This is a genomic window from Paenibacillus sp. Y568, from assembly GCF_059445545.1.
Genome location: NZ_JCAIUM010000004.1, coordinates 86,168 through 99,235, shown reverse-complemented (window position 1 = coordinate 99,235; position 13,068 = coordinate 86,168). Strand labels below are relative to the sequence as shown.

The 13,068-nt window shown below is 39.9% G+C and carries 13 protein-coding genes; 1 reads left to right on the top strand and 12 read right to left on the bottom strand.

Going from position 1 to position 13,068, the window contains the following annotated elements; genetic code table 11:
* Positions 1-100 precede the first annotated feature (100 nt).
* From AC1D7X_RS07350 to ilvB, 4 genes are all read right to left on the bottom strand, one after another.
* Complete coding sequence (locus tag AC1D7X_RS07350) at positions 101-1,639, bottom strand: 2-isopropylmalate synthase (protein WP_495474921.1); 1,539 nt, start codon at positions 1,637-1,639, stop codon at positions 101-103.
* Between the two features lie 178 nt (positions 1,640-1,817).
* Positions 1,818-2,810 carry a ketol-acid reductoisomerase gene (gene ilvC, locus AC1D7X_RS07345; protein WP_495455045.1) on the bottom strand — a complete coding sequence of 331 codons (993 nt, stop codon included), beginning with the start codon at positions 2,808-2,810 and terminating at the stop codon, positions 1,818-1,820.
* A gap of 195 nt (positions 2,811-3,005) precedes the next feature.
* A complete protein-coding gene (ilvN, locus tag AC1D7X_RS07340; protein ID WP_495474920.1) occupies positions 3,006-3,497 on the bottom strand; it encodes an acetolactate synthase small subunit in 492 nt (163 codons plus the stop codon).
* A 1-nt stretch (position 3,498) separates the two neighbouring features.
* Positions 3,499-5,241 carry a biosynthetic-type acetolactate synthase large subunit gene (gene ilvB, locus AC1D7X_RS07335; protein ID WP_495455043.1) on the bottom strand — a complete coding sequence of 581 codons (1,743 nt, stop codon included), beginning with the start codon at positions 5,239-5,241 and terminating at the stop codon, positions 3,499-3,501.
* A gap of 551 nt (positions 5,242-5,792) precedes the next feature.
* On the opposite strand from ilvB, the gene AC1D7X_RS07330 reads away from it, so the two are divergent.
* Positions 5,793-6,245 carry a GNAT family N-acetyltransferase gene (locus tag AC1D7X_RS07330; RefSeq protein ID WP_495474919.1) on the top strand — a complete coding sequence of 151 codons (453 nt, stop codon included), beginning with the start codon at positions 5,793-5,795 and terminating at the stop codon, positions 6,243-6,245.
* Here AC1D7X_RS07330 and AC1D7X_RS07325 read toward each other — a convergent pair whose 3' ends face one another.
* From AC1D7X_RS07325 to infC, 8 genes are all read right to left on the bottom strand, one after another.
* Positions 6,246-6,596 (bottom strand): hypothetical protein, encoded by a 351-nt coding sequence (locus AC1D7X_RS07325; RefSeq protein ID WP_495455296.1) that lies wholly within the window; start codon positions 6,594-6,596, stop codon positions 6,246-6,248.
* Positions 6,597-6,737: 141 nt separating this feature from the next.
* Positions 6,738-7,700 (bottom strand): ABC transporter permease, encoded by a 963-nt coding sequence (locus tag AC1D7X_RS07320; protein WP_495474918.1) that lies wholly within the window; start codon positions 7,698-7,700, stop codon positions 6,738-6,740.
* The gene (locus AC1D7X_RS07315) at positions 7,701-8,780 is read right to left on the bottom strand and encodes an ABC transporter permease (protein ID WP_495474917.1); all 1,080 of its coding nucleotides are present in this window, start codon (positions 8,778-8,780) and stop codon (positions 7,701-7,703) included.
* Positions 8,773-10,311 (bottom strand): ABC transporter ATP-binding protein, encoded by a 1,539-nt coding sequence (locus AC1D7X_RS07310; protein ID WP_495474916.1) that lies wholly within the window; start codon positions 10,309-10,311, stop codon positions 8,773-8,775. The genes AC1D7X_RS07315 and AC1D7X_RS07310 overlap by 8 nt, the downstream gene beginning before the upstream one ends.
* Before the next feature lie 124 nt (positions 10,312-10,435).
* Positions 10,436-11,473, bottom strand: coding sequence for a BMP family lipoprotein (locus AC1D7X_RS07305; RefSeq protein ID WP_495474915.1), 1,038 nt, complete (start codon positions 11,471-11,473; stop codon positions 10,436-10,438).
* Between the two features lie 359 nt (positions 11,474-11,832).
* Positions 11,833-12,192, bottom strand: a complete 360-nt coding sequence (gene rplT, locus AC1D7X_RS07300) for a 50S ribosomal protein L20 (protein WP_495455037.1) — start codon at positions 12,190-12,192, stop codon at positions 11,833-11,835.
* 30 nt (positions 12,193-12,222) lie between these two features.
* Positions 12,223-12,423 carry a 50S ribosomal protein L35 gene (rpmI, locus tag AC1D7X_RS07295; RefSeq protein ID WP_068527635.1) on the bottom strand — a complete coding sequence of 67 codons (201 nt, stop codon included), beginning with the start codon at positions 12,421-12,423 and terminating at the stop codon, positions 12,223-12,225.
* An 18-nt stretch (positions 12,424-12,441) separates the two neighbouring features.
* Entirely contained in the window at positions 12,442-12,939 is a 498-nt protein-coding gene (gene infC / locus AC1D7X_RS07290) for a translation initiation factor IF-3 (RefSeq protein WP_068582645.1), read from the bottom strand.
* Between the last annotated feature and the right edge of the window lie 129 nt (positions 12,940-13,068).

Below are 13,068 nucleotides of genomic sequence, written 5' to 3'. Positions count from 1 at the left end.
TCGTTTTTTTGTAATTAATAAACAAAAAATGCAGATCCTACTCATGATAAACATGGTTGGTCTGCATTTTTTTATGAAGGCTCATATTCCTAGAACCATTCTACAATTTAACATTTTCACGATTGCTGAATGAAATTCTCTTTTCTAACAATCGATTCAATGCATCCACATAAGCACGTGCACTAGCTTCTAGTATATCCGTACTTAGTCCACGACCCTGTGCAGAGACACCATTCTGGTTGAGTATAACATGTACTTCACCAAGTGCATCTTTACCATGAGACACTGATTTAATTGAATAATCTGCAAGTGTCACTTCTTCTAACGTTGCTTTGTCAATCGCATTATATATGGCATCTACTGAACCATTACCTTCTGCTTCTTCGATAACCACCTGATCATCTTTCATAATTCGGACTTTAGCCGTTGGTACCGATTCATTTCCATAAGTTACATAGATCGTTTCGAGCTTAAATACTTCCTCCGTGTCTACAAGTTTCTCTTCAATGAGTGCAAGTAGATCATCATCGGATACTTCTTTCTTCTTATCAGCAAGATCTTTAAATTTAGCGAATGCATCATTCACTTGTTGATCTTCCAACTCATACCCTAAATCAATCAGCTTATCACGGAATGCATGTCGTCCTGAGTGTTTCCCTAGAACGAGCTTGCTCTCCTTCAATCCAATCGACTCAGGTGTCATAATTTCATAAGTCGTTTTCTCTTTCAACATTCCATCCTGATGGATCCCTGACTCATGTGCGAAAGCATTTGCCCCTACAATTGCCTTGTTTCCAGGAACAACCATTCCCGTCAACTTACTTACTAAGCGGCTAGTACGCGCAATTTCTGATAATTGAAGAGAAGTCGTAGCATTAAAAAATGATTGCCGTGTTGCCAAAGCCATCGCTACTTCCTCGATCGCTGTATTTCCAGCTCGTTCACCAATCCCATTGATCGTGCCTTCGATTTGGTCTGCACCATTCTGAATAGCTGCTAATGTATTGGCGGTAGCCATACCTAAATCGTTATGACAATGTGCACTCAATTGAATTCTCTCGACGTCAGGTACGTTCTCCTTAACGAATTTGAAAATGGCACCATACTCAGCTGGATTCAAATAGCCAACGGTATCTGGAATATTGACAACAGATGCTCCTTCTTTAATAGCCATGCCGACCATTTGAGCTATGAAATCATATTCCGTACGCCCTGCATCTTCCAACGAGAATTCTATTTTTGAGAAATACTTACGAGCATATCGAAGAGCAGATTGTGCTGTCTCCAATACTTGTTCCTTTTCCATCCGAAGTTTATGCTTGCGATGAATAGGTGACGTCGCTAGAAAAATATGAATACATGGATCTTGTGCGCCTTGTAGCGCTTCACGAACAGCATCAATATCTTGCTCACGAGAACGTGATAGTCCAATCACGGTCACATTCTTAACAGCTCTCGCGACAGCATTCACAGCTGCAAGATCTCCTGGAGATGCTGCTGGAAAGCCTGCTTCCATACGATCAATACCCAATTTTTCTAATTGATATGCAATTTCGACCTTCTCACGAGTATTCAAGTTCACACCTGGAGATTGTTCACCATCTCTTAACGTCGTGTCAAACACATAAATTTTTCGCATGACAGACACCTCCTTAACTAGTTGCAATCCTATTAAAATATCCAATGCGGCTCACGCAAGTTGTGCACGGCCGCATTGGAATACATCTTCACTTTACTCCTCCAACGCCTTAAAGCACAGGTATGTAAGAGAATATAAAGCGGATCTTCAGATCATTGCTATGATCTATAATATGATGTTACTTCTTGCTCCAATGCATCATTTCACGTAGTTGTGCACCAACAACTTCAATTGGATGGTTAGCTTCGTTACGACGAGTAGCGTTCATGAAAGCATTGTTAGATTGGTTCTCAAGAATAAAGTCGCGAGCAAATTTACCTTGTTGAATATCTGTCAATACAGCCTTCATAGCTTTCTTCGTTTCGTCAGTGATAACACGTGGACCTGTAACATAGTCACCATATTCAGCTGTATTCGAGATAGAATCACGCATACTTGCCATTCCACCTTCATAAATCATATCCACGATCAATTTCATTTCGTGTAAACATTCGAAGTAAGCCATTTCAGGAGCATATCCAGCTTCAGTCAATGTTTCGAATCCTGCTTTAATTAATGCAGTAACTCCACCACATAGAACCGCTTGTTCACCGAATAGATCTGTTTCTGTCTCTTCACGGAAAGAAGTTTCAATAACTCCTGCACGTGTACAACCGATTCCTTTTGCATAAGCTAATCCGATTTCTTTTGCTTTACCTGTAGCATCTTGCTCGATAGCAATCAATCCAGGAACGCCAAATCCTTCTTCATAAGTACGACGAACCATATGACCAGGTGATTTAGGTGCTACTAGAAGTACGTCATTTCCTGCTGGAGCCACAATTTGTCCAAAATGAACGTTAAATCCGTGAGAGAACATCAATGTCGCATCTGATTTAAGATTGGGTGCGATTTCATTGTTGTATACAGAAGCTTGTGTTTCATCAGGCATAAGGATTTGAATAACATCGGCACGACGCGTTGCATCAGCTACGGAAAGAACTTCAAAACCATCATTTTTTGCTTTGTTAAAAGATTTACCTTCACGAAGACCGATAACTACATTCACTCCGCTATCACGCAAGTTTTGTGCTTGTGCATGTCCTTGGCTACCATAACCAATTACCGCTACCGTTTTTCCTTTCAACACGTTCAAATCTGCATCTTTTTCATAATAAGTTGTAACTGCCATTTTATAAGTCCTCCTTTAATTTTAAAAGAACCCTCCATGATCAATTCTGTTTAGAATTTATCTACAATTGAATTCAAGAGCGGGTGTTTCAAAGATCCATTAGGCTATCCTCATGTGAATCTCTCAAACGCCCGCTCTTTATAGTCATGAGAGGGCATTTAATCATTTAATCATTATCTTTACTCTGTTGTATGATTACTTTGTGTCATTTCCACGTGTCATTGCCGTAACCCCGGTCCGAGATAACTCGCGAATACCGTATGGTTTAAGTAACTCAATCATAGCATCAATCTTGGTTGTGTCTCCAACGACTTGAACCATCATGCTATGCGAACCAATATCAACAACGGATGCCCGGAAGGTCTCAACTACACCCATAATTTCTGGACGTTCGTTCGTTTCCGATTTCACCTTAATGAGAGCTAATTCACGAGCTACCATTGGCTTGGATCCCAAATTAACAACCTTGATAACATCAATCAATTTATATAATTGTTTCTCAATCTGCTCTAGTGTCTTATCGTCGCCGTTTGTAACAACAATCATTCGAGATAATCCAACTTCTTCCGATTGTCCTACTGTAATACTCTCAATATTAAATCCACGTCTACCAAAAAGTCCAGAAACTCTTTGAAGGACACCCGGTTGGTCATTAACAAGTATAGAAATCGTATGTTTCATACTCATATTACTCATCCCCCATCAACATTTGATCAATGGTCGAACCCTGAGTAACCATCGGATATACATTTTCATCCTTATTAACAACGAAATCCAAAAGAACTGGACCTGGAGTATCAAGTGCTTCTTGCCAAGCAAGCCGCGCTTCTTCTTTCGTTGTAGCTCGAAGGCCCTTAACGCCATAAGCCTCTGCTAATTTCACAAAATCAGGGCTACCTGCAAGATCAATATGACTATACCGATTATTATAAATAAGCTCTTGCCATTGTCTTACCATCCCAAGGACCTGATTGTTGATTATAACGATCTTAACAGGAATGTTATTAATAGCACAAATGGCTAATTCCTGCGAACACATCTGAATACCTCCATCTCCGTTTATGGAGATAACCAGACGTTCTGGTTGTGCCATCTGGGCACCAATTGCGGACGGTAAACCATATCCCATTGTTCCAAGTCCACCCGAAGTGATCCATGATCTTGGTTGATTAAATTTATAGTATTGTGCTGCCCACATTTGATGTTGCCCTACATCCGTTGTAACAATGGCTTCACCTTTGGTCGTTTCATTCAACATCTCGATAACCCACTGAGGTTTCAATACATCTTCTGAATCTGTATATCTGAATGGATATTCGTGCTTCCATTCCTGAAGTTGAGTTCTCCATGCATCCGCTTTTTTCGTATGACTCACCATAGGATTGAGCATCTCGAGAACCGTTTTTATATCCCCAACAATTGGGATGTCTACCGTCACGTTCTTCCCGATTTCAGCAGGATCAATGTCAATGTGTACAATCTTAGCATGAGGAGCGAAACCATTTAATTTCCCCGTTACCCGATCATCAAAGCGAGCTCCAATATTGATAAGTAGATCACATTGTTGAATCGCATTGTTCGATGTATACGTACCATGCATTCCCGGCATTCCCGTCCATAACTCATGACCACTTGGAAATCCACCAAGACCAAGGAGTGTCGTCGTAATTGGGATTCCAGTCCGAGTAGCAAATTCGAACATTTCATCGTGAGCACCTGAGTAGATAACTCCTCCACCTGCAATTATGAACGGACGTTCAGCTTCGCTAATGGCTTGTGCTAATTTATCTAATTGCAATTTGTTAGGTACAGTACAAGGATTATAACCCCGAATGTTAATCTCACTACTCGGTGTAAACAGTGTCATCGCCGCGGATACATCTTTTGGTATATCAATGAGAACTGGACCTTTACGACCTGTATTGGCTATATGAAAAGCTTCATGAATCACCCTAGGTAAGTCTTCTACATCTCTTACCAAATAGCTGTGTTTCGTGATTGGCATAGTAATACCTGTAATATCCGCTTCTTGAAAAGCATCCGTTCCAATTAAAGTTGTAGCTACATTTCCCGTAATAACAACCATAGGTACCGAGTCCATGTATGCTGTAGCAATTCCTGTGACTAAATTTGTTGCCCCAGGGCCAGATGTTGCAATACAGACACCCACCTTACCACTTGCTCGTGCATATCCATCAGCTGCATGAATGGCTCCTTGTTCATGGCGAGTCAATAAATGCTTGAAGTCGTCAAATCCATACATTGCATCATAGATATACAAAACTGCTCCACCAGGATAACCAAAAACACATTCAACGCCTTCTAGAAGAAGGCTACGTAGCAATACCTCCGAGCCAGTAATGACTTCCGGTTTCATCCATTTTTCTCGTAATTGCTCAGTTGACGTCAGTTCAGGAATTTGCTTAGTCATTAGTCATCCCCCTCTCAAAATTGCACCCATCACTACTTTTTTTGGAACAAAAAAACCCTTCATCCTTCACAACAGACTTATCTCTCTGTGTGAGGGACGAAAGGTTATAACTTCCGTGGTACCACCCAAGTTTGCTTTAAGTTTCACAACAAAAAGCCTTATCAAGTATAATCTCTTATACCTGTGGTCTATAACGTGGACCAATCGATTTTCCCTAATAAACAATAACGTTTTTCAGGAAAACAGCTCCGAGGTGAGCTCGCATAAAAGGGATTTTGGTGGAGGTTGCAGCAATTCCTCTCACTCTCTGAACAATAGAGCCCTTAAAACTTCGTCCTCTTCATTGCCGATTACATATACTCGTTAAAATGTTACATGTATTATATGATTCATCCACCATAATAGTCAATACCCATATTTTTATTGTTATTATTAATTCTTTTTTCAAGTGTCTTTTTCTTTCAGTTTTCTAGCACAAAATCTCCCCTATAGCACATATGATGAGATAAACTTACTCAGCAATGAGCCCATGTGAGGGGAGGATTACATGAATGATCCGTTATAGAAGACCTAAACAAGATGACTCCATCATTATGAAATTAATTGAAACAGAACTTGTCCCATTATCTAGTATGAATGATAAACAAATTCTTGCAATAAAGAATGAATTACCCAAGCGCTTAACTAACGGAGTCACACTTGTAGCTTCACCTTATTATGAGGCGGATGCTGTAGGCTTTGTTCATTTCATGTTACACGGTCACTTATTATATATTGATATGTTAGCCGTGGCACCCGCTGCACAGCGCAAGCGCTGGGGTAACCTATTAATGGTTCAGGCAGAACGCTTTGCGCAGTCTCGCGGATGCACACGATCCAAAGTTATGGTAGATACCATCAATAAAAATGGGCTATCCTTTTATAAAAAATTAGGCTATATTCCAATACGTTCGCATCCATCTCAAAAAATCTATGAACTGGAAAAACAATTTCAAGTATTCTGATTAGAAAAAGTTGTTGTATTGCTGCGGATAACCGCCCTGATATCCGTTGCCATAGTTACCATAACCATTGGGCACGGTATTAGGCGCCTGATATGGCGCTCCGTATGGGTTACCTCCATAACCATATGCCCCAGTAACATACGGAGCTGTTCCAATTGCCAACAAATCAAATAATACGAGTGGAATAATTGCCTTAGTGTGTACCCTTTTGGCTGAGTTTCTTTGTATGATGAGCTTGTTTCCAGATATTTTTAATAGCTTTCCGGTAACAAAAGTTCCATCTTTTTTCGTGGCAACAATACTTTTTCCTATCCACCTACGCACTTGAGCCTTCGTAACCGAATGCTTCATCATTTTCCCCTCCTTATCGTTTCAAATATAGTGTATTCTGGGGACTGACCTAATGCTTGTTCGTTAGCCCTATAAGATGCCTAAATACAAAAAAACCAGACCCTGTTAGGGTCTGGTTTAAGTCTTTTATCCATGTAATATTTAGCGTTTACCAGGATCATAAGGTTCACCTAAGGCTGAAGGTGCAGAGGATCGTCCAACTGCAGCTACAAGCACGATAACCGTTAATACATAAGGAAGCATGTAAATGAATTCTTGAGGTACGTTTTGTGACCAATCAAACAACTGAACATAACTTCCGAAAGCTTGAGATAGACCAAATAATATCGCTGCTCCAAAAGCCCCAATTGGATTCCATTTTCCAAAAATCATCGCAGCAATGGCGATAAATCCTTGACCAGAAATCGTATTATGAGCGAACATACTGGTAGTCGTCAATGTAATGGTTGCACCACCTAAAGCTGCTAAAGCACCACTCATCATAACTCCTGTATACCGCATCCGTTTAACTTTAACACCTACAGTATCTGCAGCACTAGGATGTTCACCTACTGCACGTAGACGCATACCAAATGGTGTTTTGAACAGAACATAATACGCTACAAAAACTAATATAATTGCTAAATATGTCGTTGGATAATGATGAAACAATACATTTCCGATGAACGGAATGTCAGATAATCCGAAAAAGTTAGTCTTCTGAAATACCTCTTGAAGAAGTGGTGTTTCACCTTGTCCATCAAACAAAAGTCTAACTAAATACAACGTACTTCCTGCAGCTAAAAAGTTAATAACTATACCACTAATCGTTTGATCTGCTTTAAAAGTTATTGATGCTACAGCATGAATCAATGAAGTGATAATACCTAACACAACCGCTGCCAACAAACCAATATACGGTGAAGCAGCACCCATTCCTGCATCTTCAGCATAATACGTTGCTATAGCAGCAGCAAAAGCACCAAAGACCATGAACCCTTCAATACCAATATTTATTACGCCAGATCGTTCCGAGAAGATACCTCCCAAAGAAGCAAAGATAAGCGCTGTAGAAAATACTAGCGTTGTGTTGATGAGTTGGCCTATCGTTGTAATCCAGTCCATTTACAACACCTTCTCTTTCTTACGTTTGAGATATAGAGGCTTAAGCACCCAGCGTACAATTCCTTGTGCAGCAATAAAGAAGATAATTGAACCTATTACAATTCGAATAATTTCTGGAGGAACTCCGGCACCAAAGCTCATACCTGATGATCCGTATGTCAATGTTCCAAACAAAGCAGCTCCTAGAACCGTACCGAATGGATGATTCATTCCAATCAAGGCTACGGCAATTCCGTCAAAACCAACTCCTGGTGATCCCGTAAATATCGCTTGGTAATGAAAGACACCAAGAACCTGGAAAGCACCACCGAGGCCTGCAAAGATACCACTGATAAACATAGCCTTAACGATATTACGGCTTACACTCATCCCTGCATATTCTGCAGCATTTGGATTATGACCTACAGCTCTAAGCTCATAACCTTGTTTGCTCTTCCACATATACACATAAAAGAATACAGCCGCTACAATAGCTATCAAGGTACCCCAGTGCATACGCGCATTACCCATATATTGCGAAAGCGAATCCAGGGAAATAAACGCCGTAGATTGGATGTCCTCTGATTTCTGTTGACCTTTAAGAAGCAAGAAATTTCTCACAATGTAGTTACTAAAATACAAGGCTGTCCAGTTCAACATGATAGATACAATAACTTCATTCACACCACGTTTTGCCTTTAGATAACCAACAATTCCAGCCCATAGACCACCACACAGACCTCCTGCAATAATGGCAAGTGGAGCATGGATAATTGCTGGAAGACCTGTTACTTTAATCCCTACAATCGATGCAGCTGTCATCCCAATAATATACTGACCTTCAGCACCAATATTGAATAGACCCGCACGGAATGCAAAAGCAACAGCAAGACCTGTCATGATCAGGGGCGTTATTTCTCGAATCGCTTCACCAAAACCGTATACATCACCAAACACAGATGAAAATAGTGAGCTATAGGCAAGGATTGGGTCATACCCTCCTGCAAGCATAATCACTGCACCCACGATAAGTCCAAAAATAACAGCGACTACAGGAATAATTAGACTATCAACCGACAATATTTTCATCAATTTATTCATGTTGCTTACCTCCTGAAGTGCTACCAGACATCATTAAACCTAACTCCTGATCATTCGTCTCTTCAGGCAGAACCTCACCAACAATTCGACCTTCATAGATCACGACAATTCTGTCTGCCACATTCATAATTTCATCCAATTCGAAAGAAATAAGCAATACAGCTTTGCCTTGATCTCTTTGAGAGACCAATTGTTCTTGGACAAACTCAATTGCACCTACATCTAACCCACGAGTTGGTTGTGCTGCAATCAGAAGTTCAGGATTCTTATCTATTTCCCGGGCTATAATCGCCTTTTGTTGATTACCACCAGATAGCGATCTAGCTTTAGTATCTATACTAGGCGTTCGTACATCGAATTGCTTAATTAACTTCGTTGCTTGCTTGTCAATTTCCAGTTGATTCAGGAAACCACCTTTATTAAACGGTGCTTTGTAATACGTTTCTAGAATCATATTCTCACTCATCGTGAAATCTAGTACTAAACCATGTTTATGGCGGTCTTCCGGAATATGAGAAACGCCTTGTTCTGTCACATATCGCGGATTACGATTTGTCAGATGCACATCTTTCATGGTCACTGAGCCACTATCCACTTTACGCAATCCCGTTATAGCCTCAATTAGCTCACTTTGCCCGTTACCGTCAACACCAGCTACACCTAAAATTTCACCCGCTCTCACATCCAAAGACAAGCCATTGAGAACAGGTACGCCTTCTTTGTTCTTCAATTTCAAATCCCGAACCTCTAGAATTGCCTCTCCTGGCGTAGCAGGTTTTTTATCAATTTTAAAGGAAACATTCCGACCAACCATTTTTTCTGCAAGTGTATTCGGATCTGTTTCTGATGTCTTCAATGTATCCACAACTTTACCACGACGTATAATCGTTACCGTATCGGAAATATGCATAATTTCTTTGAGCTTATGTGTGATTAGAATAATGGATTTACCCTCTGCTACCAAACGTCTCATAATAGACATTAGTTCCGTAATTTCCTGTGGAGTTAGCACTGCAGTCGGCTCATCAAATATAAGAATATCCGCACCACGATAAAGTGTTTTTAGAATTTCAACTCTCTGTTGCATCCCTACCGATATATCAGAAATTTTAGAATTAGGGTTTACTTTCAGACCATATCGATCAGATAGTTCTTTAATCTTAGCTGTTGCAGTTTTATAGTCAACATGAAATCCTAATTTCTTAGGTTCCATGCCTAGAATAATATTTTCTGTTACAGTAAAGGGTTGTACGAGTTTGAAATGCTGATGTACCATACCTATTCCCAGATCAATTGCCATATTTGGGTTGTCAATATTGACATGCTTTCCTTTTATTTCAATACTTCCCTCATCCGGTTGGTACAATCCAAATAAAATATTCATTAATGTGGATTTTCCCGCACCATTCTCACCCAGAAGTGCAAGTATTTCTCCCTTATGTAACTTCAGACTTATCGAATCATTGGCAACAATGCCGGAAAATCGCTTTGTAATTTGCTTAAGTTCTACGACTGGGTTTGCAGCATCCATGATATCACCCTTATTCCATATTTAAAAACTTGTCTAAATGAAAGGTTCACACGTAAGAACAAGGCCAGTCATAATAACTAGCCTTGTCATTTGTTAGTTTTTCATATCTCTTTATTGATAGAGTCTATTTTTTTTCAACTTCTTGTGGAACTTTGATTTCTCCGCTAATAATTTTAGCTTTGTAATCTTCTACTAGAGCTAGAACATCAGCTGGTACATTCTTCTCAGATGTTTTAGCGATACCTACGCCATCATCTTTAAGACCAAGTTCAACTTGTCCACCCTTGAAAGTTCCATCAATAACTTCTTTAGTTACTTTTTGAACAGCAGCATCAACACCCTTAACCATGGATGTTAGAGTAACTTCATCTCCAAATTCCAACGATTGGTCTTTATCAACACCGATTACCCATACCTTCTCACCGTTTTTAACACGTGCAGTTCCTTCGTTAAATACGCCTGTTCCTGTTGCTCCTGAAGCATGGAAAACAATGTCTATTCCGTCGTTATACATTGTTGATGCAATTACTTTACCTTGGTCTGGCTTATCAAATGCACCAGCATAAACGTTTTGAACTTTAATATCAGGATTTACAGCAGCTACACCAGCATTAAATCCAGCTTCGAAACGTTTAATAACTGGAATTTCAGCTCCACCTACAAAGCCAATTTTACCCGTTTTTGACATCTTGGCCGCAACAACCCCAACTAAGAACGACCCTTCATGCTCAGAGAATGTAACAGATTGTACATTTGGTGAATCTACAACAGCATCAATAATAGCGAGCTTAGCATCAGGATTCTGATCAGCTACCTTTTTGACATCATCACCAAGATCAAATCCGATTCCCCAAGTAAGAGCGTATCCACCTTTAACATACTTGTTAAGATTTGGTGTATATTCTGTTTTGTCCTTACTCTGTAGGTACGTTACTTCTGCTCCTGTATCTTTCTTAACAGTAGATAGTGCTTCCCAAGCAGATTGGTTAAACGACTTATCATTAACACCACCCACATCGGTTACCATACCAATCTTCATATCTGATTTAGTTCCAGTGGTTGCGCCTTCATTTGCTGCCTTCTCTTCATTCTTGCCACAACCTGCTAATACTACAGATAATGATAATGCCAACACGAGTGATGCGTTAAGTATTTTCTTCATTGTCTACTTTCCCCCTATAAGAATGTATCCTCATATTTGCCGTTCTACACTTAACAAGCCAATGAAAATCTTGCCAAAAATTGAAGAAACAGCGAAAGGACCTTCAATGATCAAATTATACAATCTAACCGTCATAAAATCCAGTAAAATACGCATCCATGTCAACTAAATTAATAAATCTGCAGATGAAAGCGCTTTAACGAATTAACTCAAAAAAGTAATGTTACAGTTATGTAAAGGAATATGACGCATGTTTATCACTTTAATTAATTTCTTCAATTATATGACTTCGCTAGCTCTTGTATCCCAAAAAAAAAACCGCCATATGCTAGCGGTTTTTTTATTAGTACAATACTTTTTTAAGCATTAATTTTTTCTTTTGCAACAGATGCAATAGAATTAAATGCAGTGATATCATGTACAGCCAAATCAGCAAGCATCTTACGGTTAATATCAACGCCAGCTAATTTCAAGCCGTGCATCAATTTGTTGTAAGACAATCCGTTCATACGTGCAGCAGCATTAATACGAACAATCCATAATCTACGGAAGTTACGTTTAGTCTGACGACGGTCACGGTATGCATAAACTAGTGATTTCATCACTTGTTCGTTTGCAGTTTTAAAAATGCGGTGTTTAGATCCAAAATAACCTTTAGCGAGTTTCAATACTTTCTTATGTCTACGACGAACGACAAATCCGCCTTTTACTCTTGCCATATTAGTAAACCTCCCAATAAATGTTGTTAATTACTTCAAGTTAGATAGACCTTGCTTCAAACGCTTAACGTCCCCTGGTGCCATTGTAGGGTTTGTGCCAAGCACACGTTTTTGACGTTTGGATTTATGAGACAAAAGATGGTTTTTGAACGCTTTATAGCGCATTACTTTACCTGTTCCGGTAATTTTAAAGCGGCCTTTAAGACTGCTATGTGTTTTCATTTTAGGCATTATAGTTCCTCCTCGGGATTATTGAGCTTTAGGAGCCAATATCATAATCATACTGCGACCTTCAAGCTTCGGAAAACGCTCAACACTGGAGTGCTCAGCTACTTCTTCTTTCACACGTTCCAGAATCTTCTGTCCAATGCTTGCATGTGCAATTTCACGTCCACGGAAACGCACAGAGCATTTAACTTTGTCGCCTTCTTTTAGGAATTTAACAACATTACGAAGTTTAGTCTGGTAATCATGTTCGTCAATGTTTGCTCTGAACCATACTTCTTTGGTATCCACGATCTTCTGGTTCTTACGAGCTTCTTTGTCTTTCTTCTGCTGTTCATAGCGGAACTTGCCGTAATCCATGATGCGGCACACCGGCGGTTTCGCCTGAGGCGCTACATTTACCAAATCGAGATTAAGATCCGTTGCCATCTGCAGCGCCTCACGAATCGGAGTAATCCCGATTTGCTCTCCTTCTGCACCCACCAACCGGACCTCTTTGGCCCGAATTTCGTCATTGATCATATGTTCCTTACTGATAACCGTCCACCTCCAAATTGATTCATTTCTCAATCTTTCCAACAAATAAAGGGATGCTGGCTCAATCTACCAGCATCCCTATTGATCAATTAATCATGAAGTCTTCATTCACAA

Bases quoted from the DNA above. Each gene is read 5' to 3' on its own strand.
- AC1D7X_RS07350 (WP_495474921.1), bottom strand. From the start codon at position 1,639: ATGCGAAAAATTTATGTGTTTGACACGACGTTAAGAGATGGTGAACAA.
- ilvC (WP_495455045.1), bottom strand. From the start codon at position 2,810: ATGGCAGTTACAACTTATTATGAAAAAGATGCAGATTTGAACGTGTTG.
- ilvN (WP_495474920.1), bottom strand. From the start codon at position 3,497: ATGAGTATGAAACATACGATTTCTATACTTGTTAATGACCAACCGGGT.
- ilvB (WP_495455043.1), bottom strand. From the start codon at position 5,241: ATGACTAAGCAAATTCCTGAACTGACGTCAACTGAGCAATTACGAGAA.
- AC1D7X_RS07330 (WP_495474919.1), top strand. From the start codon at position 5,793: ATGATCCGTTATAGAAGACCTAAACAAGATGACTCCATCATTATGAAA.
- AC1D7X_RS07325 (WP_495455296.1), bottom strand. From the start codon at position 6,596: ATGAAGCATTCGGTTACGAAGGCTCAAGTGCGTAGGTGGATAGGAAAA.
- AC1D7X_RS07320 (WP_495474918.1), bottom strand. From the start codon at position 7,700: ATGGACTGGATTACAACGATAGGCCAACTCATCAACACAACGCTAGTA.
- AC1D7X_RS07315 (WP_495474917.1), bottom strand. From the start codon at position 8,780: ATGAATAAATTGATGAAAATATTGTCGGTTGATAGTCTAATTATTCCT.
- AC1D7X_RS07310 (WP_495474916.1), bottom strand. From the start codon at position 10,311: ATGGATGCTGCAAACCCAGTCGTAGAACTTAAGCAAATTACAAAGCGA.
- AC1D7X_RS07305 (WP_495474915.1), bottom strand. From the start codon at position 11,473: ATGAAGAAAATACTTAACGCATCACTCGTGTTGGCATTATCATTATCT.
- rplT (WP_495455037.1), bottom strand. From the start codon at position 12,192: ATGGCAAGAGTAAAAGGCGGATTTGTCGTTCGTCGTAGACATAAGAAA.
- rpmI (WP_068527635.1), bottom strand. From the start codon at position 12,423: ATGCCTAAAATGAAAACACATAGCAGTCTTAAAGGCCGCTTTAAAATT.
- infC (WP_068582645.1), bottom strand. From the start codon at position 12,939: ATGATCAATGACGAAATTCGGGCCAAAGAGGTCCGGTTGGTGGGTGCA.